At 44.5% G+C, this 19,649-nt stretch carries 13 protein-coding genes; 6 read left to right on the top strand and 7 right to left on the bottom strand.

The annotated features are described in order from the left end of the window. Positions 1-682: 682 nt before the first annotated feature. The 3 genes from F3I09_RS06680 (at position 683) to F3I09_RS06670 (ending at position 4,022) form a co-directional block, all read left to right on the top strand. Positions 683-1,585 carry a carbohydrate kinase gene (locus F3I09_RS06680; protein WP_149694263.1) on the top strand — a complete coding sequence of 301 codons (903 nt, stop codon included), beginning with the start codon at positions 683-685 and terminating at the stop codon, positions 1,583-1,585. A 249-nt stretch (positions 1,586-1,834) separates the two neighbouring features. Continuing rightward, a complete protein-coding gene (locus F3I09_RS06675; RefSeq protein WP_149694262.1) occupies positions 1,835-2,944 on the top strand; it encodes a carbohydrate-binding family 9-like protein in 1,110 nt (369 codons plus the stop codon). Further along, positions 2,937-4,022: a family 10 glycosylhydrolase gene (locus F3I09_RS06670; protein WP_149694261.1), complete on the top strand. Its 1,086-nt coding sequence runs from the start codon at positions 2,937-2,939 to the stop codon at positions 4,020-4,022. Before F3I09_RS06675 ends, F3I09_RS06670 begins: the two co-directional genes overlap by 8 nt. Positions 4,023-5,807: 1,785 nt before the next feature. Here the strand turns inward: F3I09_RS06670 and F3I09_RS06665 are convergent. The 4 genes from F3I09_RS06665 to F3I09_RS06650 all read right to left on the bottom strand — a co-directional run bounded on the left by F3I09_RS06665 (position 5,808) and on the right by F3I09_RS06650 (position 13,408). Beyond that, complete coding sequence (locus tag F3I09_RS06665; RefSeq protein ID WP_149694260.1) at positions 5,808-7,349, bottom strand: RagB/SusD family nutrient uptake outer membrane protein; 1,542 nt, start codon at positions 7,347-7,349, stop codon at positions 5,808-5,810. Between the two features lie 25 nt (positions 7,350-7,374). Next, the gene (locus F3I09_RS06660) at positions 7,375-10,329 is read right to left on the bottom strand and encodes a SusC/RagA family TonB-linked outer membrane protein (RefSeq protein ID WP_149694259.1); all 2,955 of its coding nucleotides are present in this window, start codon (positions 10,327-10,329) and stop codon (positions 7,375-7,377) included. A 437-nt stretch (positions 10,330-10,766) separates the two neighbouring features. After that, complete coding sequence (locus F3I09_RS06655; RefSeq protein WP_149694258.1) at positions 10,767-12,371, bottom strand: DUF6377 domain-containing protein; 1,605 nt, start codon at positions 12,369-12,371, stop codon at positions 10,767-10,769. Beyond that, entirely contained in the window at positions 12,368-13,408 is a 1,041-nt protein-coding gene (locus F3I09_RS06650) for a YafY family protein (protein WP_149694257.1), read from the bottom strand. Before F3I09_RS06650 ends, F3I09_RS06655 begins: the two co-directional genes overlap by 4 nt. 664 nt (positions 13,409-14,072) lie before the next feature. Here F3I09_RS06650 and F3I09_RS06640 point away from each other — a divergent pair. The 3 genes from F3I09_RS06640 (at position 14,073) to F3I09_RS06630 (ending at position 17,092) form a co-directional block, all read left to right on the top strand. Next, entirely contained in the window at positions 14,073-15,179 is a 1,107-nt protein-coding gene (locus F3I09_RS06640; RefSeq protein ID WP_149694255.1) for a slipin family protein, read from the top strand. A gap of 81 nt (positions 15,180-15,260) precedes the next feature. Continuing rightward, the gene (locus tag F3I09_RS06635) at positions 15,261-15,779 is read left to right on the top strand and encodes a hypothetical protein (protein WP_149694254.1); all 519 of its coding nucleotides are present in this window, start codon (positions 15,261-15,263) and stop codon (positions 15,777-15,779) included. Between the two features lie 35 nt (positions 15,780-15,814). Beyond that, positions 15,815-17,092: a DUF5690 family protein gene (locus F3I09_RS06630; protein WP_223233153.1), complete on the top strand. Its 1,278-nt coding sequence runs from the start codon at positions 15,815-15,817 to the stop codon at positions 17,090-17,092. On the opposite strand, the gene F3I09_RS06625 is transcribed toward F3I09_RS06630, so the two are convergent. From F3I09_RS06625 to F3I09_RS06615, 3 genes are read right to left on the bottom strand one after another with little or no spacing between them, the layout of a single operon-like run. Beyond that, positions 17,093-17,806, bottom strand: coding sequence for a phytanoyl-CoA dioxygenase family protein (locus F3I09_RS06625; RefSeq protein WP_149694253.1), 714 nt, complete (start codon positions 17,804-17,806; stop codon positions 17,093-17,095). Further along, positions 17,803-18,879, bottom strand: a complete 1,077-nt coding sequence (locus F3I09_RS06620) for a DNA polymerase beta superfamily protein (protein WP_149694252.1) — start codon at positions 18,877-18,879, stop codon at positions 17,803-17,805. Before F3I09_RS06620 ends, F3I09_RS06625 begins: the two co-directional genes overlap by 4 nt. Then, a complete protein-coding gene (locus F3I09_RS06615; RefSeq protein ID WP_149694251.1) occupies positions 18,876-19,634 on the bottom strand; it encodes a nucleotidyltransferase domain-containing protein in 759 nt (252 codons plus the stop codon). Before F3I09_RS06615 ends, F3I09_RS06620 begins: the two co-directional genes overlap by 4 nt. Between the last annotated feature and the right edge of the window lie 15 nt (positions 19,635-19,649).

Raw genomic sequence — 19,649 nt, 5'->3', positions numbered from 1 at the left:
TACCATTCGCCATAAGGCATTGGCTCGTCTTACCGCTTTGAGTTTTGACGTCGCCATAGCCGGCGAAGTACATCCATTGCTTGTATCTAAGGCGTTGTAATTCTTTATAATGCCCTGGACGGGGGTCTGTACTTTTTTATACACACCAAGGTTGATAAAATAGATGTGTAACCCGGAGCGCTGTCCAGCGCTCTGGTTATTAACTTATTCTCTGTCAGGAGATAATCTCTTCATAAAATACAGGAGTTGGTTTAGGATGGTGCAGGAGTTGACTCATGGGGGGCATTCCAACGCTCCGATCTTTAACCTATTCTCTATCAGTGAATAATCTCTGTATAGTACGGAAGTGGGCTTGTGACACCGCAGGAGTTGACTCATGGGGCAATCCAATGCTCCGATCTTTAACCTATTCTCTATCAGTGAATAATCTCTGTATAGTACGGAAGTTGGCTTGTGACAGCACAGGAGTTGACTCATGGGGCAATCCAACGCTCCGATCTTTAACTTATTCTCTATCAGCGAATAATCTCTGTATAGTACGGAAGTTGGTTTATGACAGCACAAGAGTTGACTCATGCCCCATGACTGCAGGGCAGAGCTGTCGGTTTCTATAAGAGGTTAACAGGAAAAGAGTATTATTATGTAATCAAAATATAATTACTGAGCGCAAATACATTTAACTATGACGCAATATCAAGTAGCTTGTTTTGGAGAAGTGCTCTGGGATATTTTACCGGATAAGGCCCTTCCGGGAGGAGCACCAATGAATGTGGCCTATCATCTTCAGAAACTATCCATACCTGTGGCCATGGTATCCAGCATAGGGAATGACGAACCTGGACAGACATTGCTGGAAATAATGAAGCAATATCAGTTGACGACCGAGTATATTCAGACCGATCCCAATCATGAAACAGGCAAAGTATATGCCCGTCCCTCAGCAGAAAATCCGCTGGAGATGAAATATGAAATTGTGCAGCCTGTAGCCTGGGATTATATTTCTTTTACACCTGCCCTCCGGGAATTGGCACAGCAACCGGGAGACACTTTCCTCGTTTTCGGTAGCCTGGCCAGCAGGAATATAGACAGCCGGCAAACATTGCTGTCCTTATTAAAAGGAAACCGCACATTTGTACTGGACATTAACCTGCGTCCTCCTCATTTTGACCAGGAGCTGCTGGTAGAGCTGTTGCATCATTGTCATATATTAAAACTGAATGAGACAGAACTCTCCACAATTGGCGGCTGGCACCAATGGCCGGATAATATGGAAGCACAGGCAAAAGCACTGAGCACTCAGTACACTATTCCCACCATTATTATTACGTTGGGAGAGAAGGGTGCTGCCTTATTTAAAGGGGGCAAGTTCTATCAGCACCCAGGCTATCGTGTGAAGGTTGCGGATACAATTGGTAGTGGAGATGCGTTTCTCGCTGGTTTTCTATATAGCACCATTAAAAAATACGATCCTTTCGATACGCTTTCCTTTTCATGCGCGCTTGGCGCTGTGGTAGCTTCATATCATGGTGGCTGTCCGGATTACCAGCGAGCAGAGATCACCACTTTGATGGCGGCTCACAGGTAGTGGCAGCTTTCTATCGCAGTGGCTGTTCTGATTCCCTGAGCACAGAGATCCCCTAATGGCGGCTCATAGGTAAATGTCTGCAAATGGAGTGTAGGAGTACATCTTGCCGGATTCAGTAACATAATGTTCAATAAGTTTTCAGAAAGGGTATAATTTAGAATTATGCCCTTTTTTTTGCATTTTAACCATCAATTAAGCCATTCATTGAAAAAACATAAATAAAGCCTCCATCTTTCTTATATTTAGCTCATGTCTCAACTTATTCGTCATGTGATTACAGGATTGGGAATGGTATGCCTGTACCTTCCATCTTACGCACAACAAAAGCCGGCCTATGTGCCTCCCAGGCAATATCACTCCTATCAGACTGATGCCCCCATCAAAATAGATGGGATAGCAGATGAAAATGCATGGTCCAAAGCTACATGGAGTGAAGATTTTACAGATATCGAAGGCGACAAACAGCCAGTGCCAGCCATGCGCACCCGCCTGAAAATGCTGTGGGATAATCAAAATCTTTACATCCTTGCTGAACTGGAAGATCCCCATATATGGGCGACATTACACCAGCACGATACTATTATCTTCCAGGATAATGACTTTGAAGTATTCGTGGATCCGGATGGAGATGGTGAAAAGTATTTTGAAATAGAGATCAATGCCCATAATACCGTTATGGACCTCTTCATGTCAAAAGCCTATCGCGTGGGTGGAGATGCCCTGATGACCTGGGATACCAGGGGTATCCGGACGGCTGTTCAGATAGACGGTACCTTAAACAATCCTCAGGATAAGGATAAAAAATGGACCGTGGAAATGGCCATCCCTTTCAACGCCTTTGCTTTCTTTAACCAGGGCCTGACTCCTAAGGACGGGGCTCGCTGGAGAATTAATTTTTCCCGTGTTGAATGGGATACCGATATTGTGAATGGTCAGTATATCAAGCGGAAAGACCCCAAAACCGGCAGATCATTGCCTGAGCATAACTGGGTATGGTCTCCTCAGGGAATCATTAATATGCATGCACCTGAAAAGTGGGGTTACCTGTCTTTTGTTGCGAAATCGGCTGGAAGTGCTCCTGTTAACTTGCCGCTGCCTGCCATCGAAGCAGCTAAGGAATATCTCTGGGATGTATATGCCAGACAACTGCAATACCGCAGCAAGAACGGCCGCTATGCGCCTACACTGAGTGCACTTGGTATATCAGCCACCACTATCACGGAGCAGGGATCAACTTACACATTACAAATGGAGGGTATTACAGACCAATTCACGGCCACCCTGTTGAATAAAAACTCAAAAGAACGCTGTTCCATTAATCAAGAAGGGAAAATTTCTCAAAACTCGTCAAATGAATAAACGCAACTTCCTGAAATCGGTTGGCCTTGGCAGCCTGGCTATCATGCAACCATCTATCCCGACTTTATCTGCTTCCGCGAAAACGCCATCCAAGCCGGCTAAAGCAGCCAGACACCGTGTATGGATAAATCCTGACGAAAAAGATACCGTTGCCGACCTGCAGCAACGTTATGCTGCTTACAAAAAAGCCGGCATAGGTGATATCTTCTTCGAAGCAGATAGCGAGAAGCATTTCAGAACAGCGAAGGAGAATGGCATTAAGGCGCATAGATGGATCTGGACAATGAATCGTGGCGAGAAGGAACTGCTGGCCAGCCATCCTGAGTGGTATGCCAAAAACAGAAAAGGAGAATCCTGCGTAACAAATCCACCTTATGTTGCATACTACCGCTGGCTATGTCCCAGTAAACCGGAAGTTGTCAACTATCTGAAAGAACAAGCCGAGGCCGCACTCTCAAAAGACTATGTCGATGGCCTTCATCTGGATTACGTCCGCTACTGCGATGTTGTTCTTCCTGTCAACCTGTGGAGCAATTATGGCATCGATCAATCCAAAGAGTTGCCGGAGTATGATTTCTGTTATTGTGAAACCTGCAGGGAGAAGTATAAAGAGAAAAAGGGAATAGATCCCCTGGAAATGGAGCACCCTGACCAGAGTCCTTCCTGGAGGAAGTTCAGGTATGACCGTATCACCAATGTGGTTACCAACCTCGCACAGGTAGCAAAACAACATAAAAAGCCTATCACAGCAGCTGTATTCCCAACTCCTGATATTGCAAAACGTATTGTAAGGCAAGACTGGACAAACTGGCCACTTGACTCAGTTAATCCGATGATCTATCATGGTTTCTATAAAGAAGATGTAAACTGGATAGGTGAAGCGGTAGCAGAAGGGGTAAATGGTCTTCATGGAAAGTTCCCTTTGTATGCAGGATTATATCTGCCAGACTTCAACGGCAATATGGATGATCTTGAAAAAGGTATCCGCCTTGCATTACAGAACGGTGCTGCCGGCGTATCCTTGTTCGGAAGTGTAAATACAACTGTACTGGACACGCTTAAAAAAGCAAGTGTATAGTAGTCAGCATATATCATAGTTTACAGTCTGCTACTGGTATTCAACAGACTCAAAAAACGATCGGTAGTACTACTGACTTCTATCTAAAATATACCCGGGGATCAGGAATGATCCCCGGTACTTCGAACTTAACCCCATGTCACTAATGAATCTAATCTTCGTAATAAGTTTCAGGTATCAGAACTAATACCCGTTTTCACGCGAAACGATAAGTAAAACCTATGGTAACTATTGCCAGGCACCAGGAATGGCGCCCGGCTCAGACCTAATCATCTATTATGCGATTGAGACAATATTCCCAGTTTAAAATATCTTCGGTTATAGTAAAAAGTCCCGGAAGCCATGAATAGCCTCCGGTTAACAAATTGAAAACCCCTAAATGAAGTGCTCTCAAAAAGATGCGGCGCCTTTCACCAGTTCTCACCATAATGCAATCAGCGTCACATTTTGTTCCCAACATGTGCTTTTGCTATCTATTATTAACCAGTATTTTATTTTCATTAATCATCACAACTACTAAGTATCCTTCCTCTACTGATAACTACATATAGTGTTGGCAGGCTCCGGCCTGACAGTCCCCCTACAACAACTATTACCAGGGCCACAACAACTACAACTGCCATCACTACTATCACTACAGCAACTATTACCACTACTACCCCTGCTATCAATTTCATTCCGGTTATTCATCACCTAATCATTCCTCGATACTCAATACCCAATACATATACTCTTGCACTCTCCACTTCATACATCACCTGTGTATAATTAAACCGGGTACCAGGAATAGTACCCGGGTTGAGATGAATTGTTTGTTATTACGTTACATCAACGTAACAAACCCCTATCATTTAAATCAGAGCAATAGACTGCCTTAACAGTAATTTGCTTACTGAATACATTTAATAGTCAAAGAAATGCCAGGTATCAGGATTGATACCCAGGTATCCTACATTGTTTGTTAAACCCTAATTACTAAATAGCCGGAAAACAAAGGCAATATGAGCTACGCGTCCATCTTCCAGGACACTAATCATAGCTTGCGTGATGTTGTGTTCTATCCCCTCTTAATAACATATCAACAGAATAATATTTTCCATTCTTCATTAAGTATTTGCATTGTATCATTTTCGTATAGGTATATGGATTAACTAAAGCTGTTTTATTAAAATGCTATTGGCGTTTGCGACAACAGGACAAAAGTAAAACGGCTTATCCGATTAACCTTGTATCATTACATTCATTAAACTGATACCATTCATTTTATTCAGTTTTTGCAGAAATCAGGCTATAAAGAAAAAAAATTGTAGAGCGGGAAAGATGATAATAAAATAGTAATAACGATAGTGAAGATATCAGGAAGAACAAGCAGATAAGCATCTGCGCGAAGGATTATCAGGGATAACATTTCTATATGCCTATTCCCGGTGGAGGTAACCAATCTCTACCCCCAACCGGGTAATAAGCTGCATCAAAATTCCACCACCATTCCACTCTGCACTATCTTTATGCTTCCCGCCAGGTCTATAACGGTTACAGCATATCCCCCCTGTGTAACTGCATGATCGCAATAGCAGCTCCCGCTACATTGCATCAGTGTAAGATGTAAATTTCAATGCATAGGTATCTTGTGTTAAAAGGCCATTTATGCTCATACGCTGCATCTCAGGACAAATCACTCCCTATATGATCACCTGCGTAAGATCTGCAGGGCAATCATCTTTGTAAATAAGTATGTGGAAATGATCAGAAGAGACTGCATAGTGCAGTCTCTTCTGAAGATTATTAATAACCGTCGTTCTGTTTGAGATTCTTATTAACAGCAAGATCGCTGGTAGGTATTGGGAATAACAAATTCTTCGGATTATCGGAAGGTTTCAGCTGCCATACATCCAGGAACTTACCAAAGCGGATCAGGTCCTGCCTGCGCCATCCCTCCCAATAGAGCTCACGACCTCTCTCATCAAGCAGTTTGGCGAGATCTATGGTAACCCAGGCGCTGGCCAGGCGGTTAGTCCTGATCTGGTTAACAATCGTCAGGGCAGTAGCGGCATTGTTTGTACGCAGCAGCGCTTCGGCTTTCATCAGCAGTACGTCTGCATAACGCAGGAATACATAGTCATTGTTAGCGTTATTACTGCTCTTGGTTTCATTGGATGTCATATCAGGCGGATATTTTACTACCCTGATACCTGTTACTTCCAGTGTGTTCGGATCTGTTTCCTGTAATTTCAGTTCTCTTGTGAAGCTCAGCAGATTCCCCTTTCTGTCTTTCAGCGCAGTACCTGCAGCATTATACTGCTGTCCCACCAGGAAGCCAACTTTCAGCCCGCTTTTTTCCGTCACACCCGGATAAGATCCTCCGCGGCGCACATCAGTTGCTTCAAATTTGTCATAGAAATCTGAGATGGTTGCATATCCATTCCATCCACTGGGATCCTGGTTGTAGTGCAGGGTAGGCGCCCAATGACAGAACACGGCGTTTCCGCTTCTTACAGTACTGAAGCCGGGACCATTACGCTGGGTAAAGATGTTTTCCTTTGAGATAGCATCATTGTTATACGCGAAGTTGTCAAAGTAATTGGTCAGGTTATATTTGCCACTTGCTGTAATAGCATCTGCAAGTTCGATCACCTTCTGCATATCTGCCGCGTCAAATGTGGGAGCTGCCCTATTGGCCCAGGCGCCTTTGTTAAGATACACTTTCATCAGCAGCGCTCTGGCGGCATTTTTATTAGCTGTATAAGCTGGTACATTCTCATCCAGTGTGTTAATGACCTCTGTCAGTTCACTAATGAGATATGCTGTAGCTTCTGCCGGTTGCATCACCCTCGGCGCATTCAACAGGGTATCGCCGGGATTACGGAACGGCACCTGTCCCCAGCCATCAAGGATGGAGAACATCGCAAAAGCACGCAGGAAGCGGGCTTCACCTGCCTGTTGTGCAGTAGGGTTAAAACTCAGCACATTGGATGCCAGGAACTGCAGTTGCAGGATATTGGAGAACGTATTGCTGATATACGTATGATCTGGTGTCCAGTTGTGCAGTTTCAGCGCACGCCATACGCCATTGTCATCCCAGTCACCCCCACGGGTAGGAGCTACGGCTTCGTCTGCAGTCATTTCCTGCAATGCCCAAAAGTTGGATTGGTCCTGAAAAGGCAATTGCAGACCATTATAAGCGGAGATCAACAGTGCGGGGACCTTGATCAATGAATCTGCCTGTTCACGCGTCAGCGTGGAGCCCAGCTCTTCATCGAGAGAGCAGGATGCCATTCCACATCCGAACACAAGTGATAATATGATGAATGCTTTATTCAATCGCATAGTAGTAGTTTTTTAGATCAGTGAATTATAACGAGAAATTGATGCCGGCCAGAAAGTTCCTGGCTGTCGGATACGGTGAATACTCAATACCCAGAGAGGTCACACCATTGATACTCTTATCTGTATTTACTTCAGGATCAAAACCGGAATACTTCGTAATGATGAAGAGGTTTTGTCCGGTGATGTATACAGATGCATTCTTGATCACCTTTCCGATATTCCCGATACTATAACTGATAGTGGCATTATCCATTTTCATGAAATTGCCTTTTTCCAGATAACGGCTGGACACCGTGATAGGGTTGGAAAGACTTTCCTTTGTTCCCACCAGGTCAGCGGCAATATTCCTGGAGCCCAGGTTGTTGATAGGTAGTACAGTATTGGCGGTATTGTTATAAAGGTCGAAACCATAAGCGCCGTGCATACTGATGTTCAATGACCAATGTTTGTAGTTTACAGCAGTGATAATACCCAGCATTGTTTTAGGGTTAGGATCTCCCAGGTAGAACAGGCTGTTACCACCATCGGTGTATTTACCCTGACCATTGTCATCAAAACCTTCAAATTTTCTCAGGTAGAAAGAGTTCAAAGGCTGATTGTTGGTGAGGCGCTGTGCATATGCGTCAGATACACCCTGTCCGCTGATGGAACCTGTCAGTACCGGAGGACCGTCATAGTTTTCCAGTCTGTTCTTCAGGAAAGTAGCATTCACACCGAGGTTCCATGTAAAGTTCTTGGTAGCTACCACATCTCCTCTTAATACTATTTCCACCCCTTTGTTGATCACGTTAGCCGGCAGGTTGATCCAGTAATTGGAAGCTGGTGCAGGCTGGATAGCAGGGAAGTTGAAAAGCAGGTCGGAGGTGTTCTTATGAAAGTAATCTATACTACCGTATAATCTGCCGCCGAAGAAAGTATAGTCAATACCGGCGTTCAGCTGTTTGGAGCTCTCCCATTTCAGGTTGGGGTTTGCCACATTGCTAAGGCTGGCGCCGCCATTTGAATTAAGCGTGTATTGTTCCTGGGCAGCACCTGCCGGGAACTCCTGGTTACCTGTAATACCCCAGCCAACACGTAATGCTAACTGGTTGATGGTTTTATTATCCTTCAGGAAAGCCTCGTTGCTCAGGTTCCATTTGGCTGCAAATGAAGGGAAATAACCATACTTATTGTTAGAACCGAACTTACTTGAGCCATCTGCCCTCAAAGTAGCGGTCAGCAGGTATTTATCCAGGAAGTTCAGGTTCGCCCTACCGAAATAGGATTGCAGTTCAGACTTCGGATTGCGGAAGGAGCTCAGGAATGTATTAGTCTGTGTAGGGTTCTGGAGGATGTCTGTGTATTTCAACTCATCCGTAGTAAATCCAAGACCTCCTACAGATCTGCCTTTATAATCAAATTTCTGACGTTCATACCCGATCACGGCACCGAGGAAGAGCGCTGGCGTGATCTGCTTGTTAAAGTTCAGGGTATGTGTCATCAGTTGAGAAGTCAGCGTGTTGCTGCCATAATAGGCCTGACCGTTACCAAACACCTGGTCTATATTAATAAAAGAAGCAATCTGTGTTTCCCTTTCGCCTACCTGGTGATTGATGCTATAGTTAAAACGATATTCAAGTTCATCGGTGAACTTATAGGAAGGAGACACACTCGCCAGGATGCTGTTAATGTTCACTTTATCATCGTAGGCTGCAGACATGGCTTCCGGATTGATTGCAGAACCAACACCTAACACGTTAAATGAGCCATCAGGCTTGCGTAATGCCAGGGTAGGGTTCCATTGCAGCGCCTGACCGATCAAACTACCAGTAAAACCAGCATTGCTGGTAATAGGAGCAATCTGCTCAGTGGTATGTGCTGCCTGGATATAATAATCCACACCCAGCCTCTTATTGTCAAGCAGTTTATATTGACCATTCAGGTTAGCTGTATATTTCTTCAACCCGGTTTTCTTTATGATCCCCTGTTGATCCAGCATACCGAAAGAAGCTCTGTAGACACCTGATTCGCCACCTCCGCTGATACCGACGTTTACATTGTGCGTAACGCCTGTGCGAAGAATGCTCTGCATCGCGTCTACACTTGAACCTTCGTCACCACCGGCCAGGTTGTACTGTTTGAGTGCGCTTCTGTAACCGGCAGCATCCAGTACGTCCAGTTTTTTCAGGATCTTACTCATACCAGCAGAGTAGTTTACATCCAGGCGGGGATTTCCCACTGCACCTTTCTTGGTAGTAATGATCACTACGCCGTTCGCGCCCCTGGCACCATAAATAGCGGTGGCAGACGCGTCTTTCAATACATCCATAGAGAGGATGTCAAAGGAATTGATAAAGTTCAACGGGTTGGCATCCGGAGTCTGGCCCAGACCATTGGCACTTACAGAAGGTTTGGCAGTACGGCCATCCAAAGGCATTCCATCCACTACGTACAGTGGCTGGTTACCCGTTCTTACGGAAGAGTTACCCCTGATCCTTACCGTTGTAGCACCACCTGGTGCCCCGCTGTTGGCTACCACCATCAGACCGGCCACCTTACCCTGGATCAGCTGATCGGGGGCGGTCACGATACCTTTGTTAAAGTCGGCTGATTTAATGGATACCACGGAGCCGGTGAGGTCCTTCTTCCGGGTAGTACCATAACCCACCACGACCACGTCCGTCAGGGTAGTGCTGGTTGGCACCAATGAAATAGAGAAATCAGCCTTGCCTGCGATAGCAATTTCCTGCTGTACATATCCAACAAAAGAAACTACCAGTGAGGTAGCATTTGCCGGTACGTTCAACTTGAATGTGCCATCTGCAGTAGTAGCGGTACCCGTGTTTGTACCTTTTACCTGTACAGTCGCGCCGGGAACAGGGTTACCATTTTCGTCCGTGATCTTACCGGTCACGGGTTTGGTCTGCGCGCTGGCTAAGCCTGCTACTAGCAGTAGCAACGAGCATAACAGACGCACCTTGCGAAATAGAAGATTGGTCATAGATCAGTTTTTATTGGTTTGTGGAATATTGATGCCTAAATGAATGGGTCTGGCAAGCCTGGCAGCTCGCCAAACGTGGAATAATTAACCCTGCACCGATTGTCTTCACAACGTGATTAATGTCACTACAATAAGTCCTGACTAAACTCTAATTAGGGCTCGTGAACGTTTGTTTCATAACTGGATTTTTGACATTATCGTAACGTGGTCTCACTGGTTCTTCCCTGCAACGGATAGTTTCACTGATGCGGTCGATAGGTCAAAGTAAACCTGCCTGACACAGGTTAACAATTTATATGATCGTTATATAGAAAATATTGGGTCAAAAGATGTTCTCATAAGCGGCAATTTATTGATTATCAATTTATTAATATTATATTATCATTATTGATATATAATGATAATAACCGGGTTTTCTTATCATTTAAAGACCTGTTTTAAAGCGCTTTAATGTCCATAAGCCGCTCTTCAAACTCCTCCTTTGGAATGATTGCTTTGTTTTTGATCTTGGTTTTATAAGTGTAAATAGTGTTCACTGAATATTCAAGGATCTGGGCAATTTTTACATTGTCACTGATACCTATCCTTATCAGGGCGAAAATCCGGAGGTCTGTGTTCAATAGTTCGTTGTCTTTTAACCTGATCCGGTCTTCTTCTTTGAAAAATGAGTTAAAAACTGTTACAAAGTTGGGAAATATTTTCAGGAAGATGCGGTCAAAATTTCTGAACAATTCATCCCGCTCCTCTTTAAGATCTATATTATTAACAAGATACCTGACTTCGGCATATTTATTATCAGTTAATTTCTGATCAGCCAATTTCTTGAATTTCTTGATCTTGTCCAGGTAAGATGAGTTTATCTGAAAACAATATCCAATGTATTCCTCTTTGATTTTATTGGCCTCCATCAATTTATAATTGATCTCCTGTTGCAATGCATGGGCGGAAGTAATTACCTGCTGAGCAGCCTGCAGTTTTTTATACTGCCGGAAGATGATCACTGACAACCAGATCAGTGCCAGTAACAGGAGGGTGGCAATAGTGGAATAAACAAACAACAGCTTTTTCTGTGCCTCTACTGTATTAATCTTTTCCACTTCGATGATAGGCAGGATGGCGCTAACCTGCACTTTCCGCAAACGCGCCCCGTAAAATGAGGCGTCAGCTACAGCATATTCTATATACCGGGATGCATGTTTAACGTCCCGTTCTTTAAAAAGCAGTTCTGCCAGAATGAACATGGCCGTTGTTTCCTTTGTACAGGACATGATATCAGCCATGGCAGCTCTTGTCATCATAATGATCGCACTGTCCTGCTTGCCTAATTTTACATAGATATTCCCAAGCGAGGAAGTAGCTATCGCCTGCTGGTGCGTAGTTATATCCTGATGGGCGACCGTCAGCGTATAATAGTATTTCGCACTGTCCATCATCTGCTTTTTCTGATACATTAAACCATAACTATAGTCATAATTGAAGGAATGTGGTTTATATAACATCAGAGCAGAATCAATGTATATATTCCCCTGGCGGGTATAGGCAGGTGCAAAGTAAGTATCACTACTGTAATCGGACATGTCATAGTAATAACGTCCCTTTAATGAGTAGTATTCCGCCCTGGCAGTATCTGGCAGGGAATTGACATTTACAGTCAGCAGGTAATCACCAGCCTCCCGGAACATACCAGAAGAAAGCAACACGAACCCCAGCTTAACGCCGGCATAATTGATCCGCTGCGAGTCATTCATTTCACGGGCCAGTTCCTGCAGTTTACGGGCATAAGCAAAGGCTGAATCATATTTAAAAACCTTAAACTGTTCATATAACTGCTGACAGATCTCAAACTGCTGCTGCAGCGGTAAATGCCTCGCAGCAGTAAATGCCTGCCTCAGGGTATTGATCTGTTTCAGTTTCTCTGCATCATATACATGCGCATTTTCAATTGTCAGGTTCAGCTTATCCAATAAACTATCCTGGGCAGAACCGGCGAATGACGTTTTACATGCAACTAGCAATAACAAACAAATAAGCTTCGATTTCATTTTTCAGTTTTGTGGAATAGTAGCGGGTCGCTGTAATTAATTACTCCCTGCTGCATTTTTTTATGCATTCTGGCTGCCAGGCTTGCGGGAGACAGAACGATCATCCCATCTCCATACCCGAGGATCTCCCTTTCCAGCTCAAAATTCAGTTGGACCTTCAGGTTAATAATAATGCCATCCTCCCGGGTCTCTATGAGTTCCTGGGAGTGATGCATCGGTTTCGTGAGAATGTATGGCGCATGTTCATGACTGACAAGTATTTTTACGTTCTGAGCCCGCAGATTAGTGGAAACTGTTACACCTACCACATCTTTATAATAGACTGCCGGCTCCGCATCATCATTCTCGATGTATAAACTGTTATCTAATAACTCCAGTTCCTGTATCCTGTCCAGGGCCAGGTGGGTGACCACCATACCTTTTCCTTTTACCCCCACTGCAAACCACCTGTTTTTAAACTCTTTCAGCCACCAGACATGGTATTCAAAAGTATTGCCACTCTTCGCACGGAAAGACTGATAACTGATCTTAACGGCTTTTCTTTGTATGACAGACTGATATAGCAGCTCCAGGTGTTCCAGTCCTTTCAGCCGCTCGTTTTTTTCAAAATCAATTACTGACCGTGTATTGTGGGAGGCGGCATATACATGATCCTCCAGTTTCTGCACTACTTCGTTCAGACTACTGAAATGAGAGAACCCTTTGAATTGTTTAAGCACTTCCACCGCCTCATTCATACGGCTCAGGTCAACGTCGTTCAAAGGAATTTTAGTGATACTATAATCCGAATCTTCATACGTGTAATATTTCTTGTCTACGACAATGATCGGCGCACTATACCCCAATTTGTCACTCCGCATGGCCTGCAGGTCCATCTGAATGGCCCGCCGACTAATACCTTTTTCAACCCCCTCGTATTCATACAATGCATCTCCTACTGCGTTAATAAGGTCTTGTAATGTCCATTTCCGCAAACGGTTCCGGAGACAGGAATCTATAGTTCTGTAACGGATAAGGGCATTCTTATTAACGGGCATCAGGATATTTTTTCAAAAAGTAAAAAAAATATTCTAATGCGCAAAAAAAGTGCGCACTTGACTTTCACCTTTGTTTTGTCATCGTTGATGATACAGTTACAAAAGGCTGCGGCGGACCGGATGAGGGTTTCTGAATGGCCCCGTAGTATTGCCACGAATCGCTGGTAATATGCTGCTGCTGCAAGTGTTTGTTACTGTGACTCTATGGGTCGTGGGTTCGATTCCCGCTCCTCTGAAAAAGGATAGCTCAGATAGGTAGAGCAATAGACTTAGAACCCTTTAAAGGTTCAAACATGGACTTGAAATCCAAACTCCAGCAGCGACAAACTGCTTTAACAATTGTCGCCTCTAACTAAGACAGGGTAGCAGCCCGGCAGGAAGGCAAAAGGCTTTCCCTTCCATCTGCAACCGCCTTGAAAAAGGCAGATACCGCTGTTGAACGTGCAACTGCTCTCTGGCCGGGCGCCTGGTTTATCCCTATACCCGGTATCCCTATACCATTGTTAGCCCGCCGGGCGCTATGGCCGGGAACATGTTTCACCAACAACAACTCAAGCCCGCTTCCGCAGGTAACAGAAATGGTAGCTACCCTACAGACACACAACTCCTCAGGGAGTCTATATATATGATAATTACTAATCCCTAAACCGAAAACAATAAATTTATGATATCACGTACAAAAGTAGCAGCATACACCAAGGCGTTGGTGTTCCGAAACAATCGCTACATGAAGACGCTGCAGGAAGGAACTCACTGGGTGAAGTCCAACGAACAGGTGATGCTTTATGATATGGCGAAGCCATTCCAACCTTCTGTGGACCTGAATATACTATTACAATATGCAGATCTGGCGGAAGCACTGCAAGTGATCACTGTAAAGCAGCAGGAAATTGCTCTGCTGTACGAGAATGGGCTATTCAAGTCTGTATTAACGCCGGGAAAGCACGCCTACTGGAAGGGGGTTGCGGAATACAGCGTTACGCTTATAGATCTTTCAAAGTATGAGATCACTGAACAAGTGGAACGCGCCATCCTCGTAAGACCGGAATTGCAGCCTTATGTAAGGTTCTACACTATAGAATCCTATGAAAAGGGATTGCTGTACGTAGACGGGAAGTTCAACAAGGCGCTTGAACCAGGTATACACTACTTCTGGAAGAACCCAATTGCACTGACGGTATACAAGACAGATATCCGCCAGTTACAGATGGAGATCAACGGACAGGAGATCCTGACGAAGGACAAGGCCAATATCCGTATCAATTTCACTGTACGCTATAATGTGACAGACATTTACAAGCTGGTGGAAAACAAGGAATATGATAAGCAACTGTATGTATTACTGCAGCTGGCCCTGCGGGAACAGGTGGCAGTGTATACACTGGATGAACTGCTGGACAAAAGAGACGAGATCTCTCCAATGGTCATGAATACAGTAACAGAAAAGGCGCTACTCCTGGGTGTACAACTCCTGGACTGCGGTATTCGCGATATCATATTGCCAGGTGATGTGAAGGAGATCATGAACCAGGTATTGATAGCTGAAAAGAAGGCGCAAGCCAACAGCATCATGCGAAGAGAAGAAACAGCGAGCACGCGTAGCCTGTTGAATACAGCGAAACTGATGGAAGAAAATGAAATGCTGTTCAAGTTGAAGGAGATGGAATATGTGGAAAAGATAGCAGACAAGATCAGCAACATTACGCTAAGCGGTGGCGGAGACATAGTTGGGCAGCTAAAGCAAATATTCGTACCAACAAAGAAGGGGTGATAAAAGGTCATCCCTTCTTCGTTTATAAAACCCCTGTTTTCAGGGATTCTCTTTTTTCCCGATGCGCCCTATTTTTATCACATGCTTAAGTACAGCATTACCATCTTTATTGTAACCGCCGCCGCTATCTGCGGTTATTTCCTATTTGCGTACAAACTGGATACAGTTGTGTTGTATGATCGTGCGGCAGCCTATACTTCAATCAGCCCCTACCTTTCAGCAGTACCCGAATTTCTTATCAACGGCGATAACGAACTCAACGTGGTTCTTAACTTTGAGGATATCAGGGATACAGTGTACCTCCATAATCTCGAAATAAATCTTTCCCCGGCCAATGCCACACCACTCTTGCCTGTTGCTGTCAGGAATGGTGTGGGAAAGTGTGAGGCTACCTCTTACGAGAAACTGCCCTGCAAGGCTAAAATGCTGCAGCCATTGACCGAAGACCAACATTTCACCTTCACCTTCAATACCAGTCATTCCCACACAAAGCGTTACCTGGTGACCATTATGGGAGATATTGTGGCAGGCTCTTACAAATCTTCGTTCCGTAAGCAAATAAAAATTCAGGAAAAAGCATTGTTCCTCGAGCGCAATTAATTACTATTTTTAGCAGGTACCATCAACCTGTTCATTTGCGTCAGCCAATATCTAATCGTTTCTCTTCCCGCCAGCTTGGTGTAGCCTCCTTTTCTGCACTGATCACCTTTGCTGCATATACCTGCATCTTTGCTTTCCGTAAAGCCTTTAATGTAGCAGCCTACGAAGGCCATACCGTTCTGGGACTGGATTATAAGATTGTACTGGTCATTACCCAGGTATTGGGATATATGAGCAGTAAGTTCTATGGTATACGGTTTATCTCAGAAATGGAAAGGGTAGGAAGGGGCCGGTTGATACTGATACTGGTAGGATTATCCTGGGCGGCATGGCTGCTGTTTGCCCTGATACCTCCACCTTATAATTTCTGGTGTCTTTTCTTCAATGGTTTTCCTCTTGGCATGATATGGGGTATTGTATTTTCCTATGTGGAAGGCCGGCGCACAACAGACCTTATCAGTGCAGCCCTGGCAGTCAGTTTTATCTTTGCTTCGGGACTGGCCAAATTTACCGCACAATGGGTCATGGAATCACTCGGAGTAAATGAGTTCCGGATGCCGTTTATAGTCGGCGCCCTGTTCATCCTGCCGCTATTGCTGTTTGTATATCTGCTGGAAAAGATTCCGCCCCCTGATGCAGAAGACAAAGCATTACGTATGCACCGGCTACCGATGTCCGCAGAAGAAAGGAAAAAACTGTTGGCCAGGTTCCTTCCCGGCCTGGTGATGCTCATTATCATTTACATTCTCGTCACCATACTAAGAGAAGTAAGAGACAGCTTTATGGCTGATATGTGGCGGGCCTCCGGCGAGCCATTTGATGCCAGCGTATTTACCCGGACGGAAACTATCATATCCCTGATCATACTGGTAATGATCGCCGCCATGATATTCCTTCAGAATAATTACAGCACCTTTATCCTGACGCAGGTCATCATGCTGCTGGGATTTATTATTTCACTGGTAGCTACAGTATTCTACCTTCAGTCAGGATTATCATTATATCTGTGGATGATATTAGTGGGATTAGGCTTGTTTATGGTCTATATTCCGTTCAACAGTATATTGTTTGACCGTTTTATTGCTACATTCCGCTTTTCCGGCAATGTTGGCTTCCTCATTTACCTGGCAGATTCTTTTGGCTACCTGGGAAGTGTGGGCGTATTACTGACAAAATCGCTGTTCCGCATCCAGGCAAACTGGCTGGAGTTCTATACACAGCTGGTACTGATAACAGGATGTGCAGGTATTATTGGCACTATTGTCAGTATCGTTTATTTTATCAGGAAATACAGATCCGAAGTAAAAGCCTAGTTATTGCAGCAGTTCTGACCACTGCAGAGGTGCCGGCAACTCCTGATTGCTGAATTCTATATGGATCACCCTGCGTTTATGACTATTGGTGGTTCGGCTGGAAGCATGTAGCAGTAGCGGACGCATTATCATTATTCCTCCTTTACGCACATTACATGACACTTCCGTTTCCTTCGCCCAGTCAATCGTCTCAGGACGATAAATGCCTTTGAGATGAGAACCGGGGATCACCCTTAAAGCACCGTTATGCTCACCTGTATCATCCAGATGGATACGGATGGTGAAGTTATTTTCCAGTACTGTTAATGGCGGCTGTACCGCAAACTGCTGTTGCTTTACTGTCCAGGGACCAAAGCCAGGAACATCAGCTTTATCTTTTACTGAAATAGTGAGGTCCTGGTGGTAGGACACAAACCAGTTGGAATCACCAGGTTTATCAAAATAGATGGATTTTACCACCTGGTAGCCTGTCCCGAAAAGTTCATTGACCGTTGCATTCAAACCTGGCGTAAAGATAGCAGGCACCACGTCAGGCACTTCTTTCAGGAACTGCCTGATAGCAAAAAGGTCTTTCGTTTTACGGAAGGTTTCATTAGAGCTGTCGGCCTGTTGAATAAGTCCGATTAGTGAGTCGACTTCCGCATCTGTAAAGACATTCTCTATTACTGAAAATCCATTTGCAGCTATTTCCTGCTGATATACCCTTCCGTTCATATGTTCTGTTTGTAGAACTGTTCTCTTATATTTACGAGAATGGCCTCCGCTTTATTTACATCTGGTGTTTCCGGCAAGCCCGAGCGATCGTACAGATCATCCATCTTCTCCAGCTTCTCATCTACCATTTTCAACAGGTCATCGTATTCGAACTCACCACTTTTGATCTTCAGCAGAAATTCCCTGTCCTTTCTTTGTACGATCACTTTCCGTTCAACTGCTATCTCTTCCGCCATACTTAAGAGGCGAAAGGTATGCATCATGTTCTTCGCATCGTAATTCTTGCCATGGGTCAGGGTATTCTGGTACCTGGTGTCATTACGTTTTTCCACCCATTCCCAGTATTCGAGATATTCCCGGCAATAAACAGAATAACCGTCCTTATTGAAGTTCATGACAGCCAGGTGAGATATACCTGCAGGAATTGAACTTAATTGTACATCATTGGCGGCTTCGCCGGAAATGATGCCTTTCAGGAAGGTATTATCCGTTACCTGATGTTGATGGAACAACAGATAAACATCCCGGAAATGAGGCACCTGGGTCAGGCCACAATCCTCCTGTGAATAGCCCTGGGTGTCCAACCATTGTTGAAGGGGAATACTGCCGTTGCCGGCAATAACGTAGCAGAAATCCAGTACCGATTTACGCCTTTCATCTAAGGGACGATGAATCTTTTTATTCAGACCTCTGGCCTTTTTTATTTGTGAAGCTGCATAACCGGCGAAAGTGTCTTTACATAATTTCGACAGGAAGTCCTCCGGCCGGATCTGGTCCATCAGGGCATGACGGAATAATATACAATCGGACGGGGTGCTTAGCAGTTCAATAATATTAGGGTTATTCTTACTCAACAGGTCAATAAATCTGCCTATTTCAAAATAGACCTCATCATTCGAGCTGTTTGAAATTTGCGGGGTATAGGTCAATCCATACAACTCCCCGGGGGGCAGTACAAAGATTCCCTTAATATCTGTGTCAGAAGTAGGGGAGTGTAACTGCTGCGCCCTGCTTCCGCTGATGCATTTCAACAGCAGGTGTTGGGTACCGGATTGCAATTCTTCTAAAGTCATTGGTCATTGATATATTTTCTGAACAGTATATTCAGTTCAGTGGTGTTATATTGTACTGCCGGTAGCAGTGATGCCTGCTCTTTGCAGTCTGCGATCGTCTTTTCAATCCAATCCTGCAGCAGGGGCACCGGCGTGATGGTTGTCTTCTCATCAGATACTTTCTTGCGTTCGAGCAGATCATCCGTAGCCTCATTCCAGGCCTTATCGTTGATGAGCACTCTCAACTCATTAAATGTGATAGGAGGCACTGTCTTATTCTCAATGATCCACAGGGCTGCCAATACAGGACGTAATGCATAGAAGTATTTCTTGATCCTCACCTGTTCTCCCTGCAAATCATACTCAAAGGTATTCCTTGCCATGGAAATATAGTGATGACAGCCTGCACGGCCGGAGAAATATTTCCCGGCCAATTGCAATAATTCATCTTTAAAACCACCTTGTTCTTTATAAACAATAGGTGATTGCAACCATTCATATAAGGGCGGATTCGATTTCAGGAACAGCTGTAATACTTTTCGTATATCCCATCCACCGATATCCAACACTTCATTTACGGGTAATTCTATCACATCTTTCCGATCCTCAATACTGAGATAATTATCAGCAGGTTGTGCGTAAATGAATCTTACATCATAGTCACTATCAGGCGATGCGAAGCCCCAGGCACGGCTTCCGGACTCACAGGCATAGAGTATCTTTACATTCTTTTCCTTCTCTATCGTTAGCAATTTCTCAATGATAATATCATTCATTGTATATAGGGTTAT

This window comes from Chitinophaga sp. CF418 (assembly GCF_900142925.1).
GTDB lineage: Bacteria > Bacteroidota > Bacteroidia > Chitinophagales > Chitinophagaceae > Chitinophaga.
The sequence above is the reverse complement of the archived record's forward strand: the minus strand, read 5'-3'. Positions and strand labels throughout refer to the sequence as shown.

Coding starts and splice junctions, on each gene's coding strand:
- F3I09_RS06675 (WP_149694262.1), top strand. CDS start 1,835: ATGTCTCAACTTATTCGTCATGTGATTACAGGATTGGGAATGGTATGC.
- F3I09_RS06680 (WP_149694263.1), top strand. CDS start 683: ATGACGCAATATCAAGTAGCTTGTTTTGGAGAAGTGCTCTGGGATATT.
- F3I09_RS06670 (WP_149694261.1), top strand. CDS start 2,937: ATGAATAAACGCAACTTCCTGAAATCGGTTGGCCTTGGCAGCCTGGCT.
- F3I09_RS06620 (WP_149694252.1), bottom strand. CDS start 18,879: ATGACTTTAGAAGAATTGCAATCCGGTACCCAACACCTGCTGTTGAAA.
- F3I09_RS06665 (WP_149694260.1), bottom strand. CDS start 7,349: ATGCGATTGAATAAAGCATTCATCATATTATCACTTGTGTTCGGATGT.
- F3I09_RS06650 (WP_149694257.1), bottom strand. CDS start 13,408: ATGCCCGTTAATAAGAATGCCCTTATCCGTTACAGAACTATAGATTCC.
- F3I09_RS06660 (WP_149694259.1), bottom strand. CDS start 10,329: ATGACCAATCTTCTATTTCGCAAGGTGCGTCTGTTATGCTCGTTGCTA.
- F3I09_RS06625 (WP_149694253.1), bottom strand. CDS start 17,806: ATGAACGGAAGGGTATATCAGCAGGAAATAGCTGCAAATGGATTTTCA.
- F3I09_RS06635 (WP_149694254.1), top strand. CDS start 15,261: ATGCTTAAGTACAGCATTACCATCTTTATTGTAACCGCCGCCGCTATC.
- F3I09_RS06640 (WP_149694255.1), top strand. CDS start 14,073: ATGATATCACGTACAAAAGTAGCAGCATACACCAAGGCGTTGGTGTTC.
- F3I09_RS06655 (WP_149694258.1), bottom strand. CDS start 12,371: ATGAAATCGAAGCTTATTTGTTTGTTATTGCTAGTTGCATGTAAAACG.
- F3I09_RS06615 (WP_149694251.1), bottom strand. CDS start 19,634: ATGAATGATATTATCATTGAGAAATTGCTAACGATAGAGAAGGAAAAG.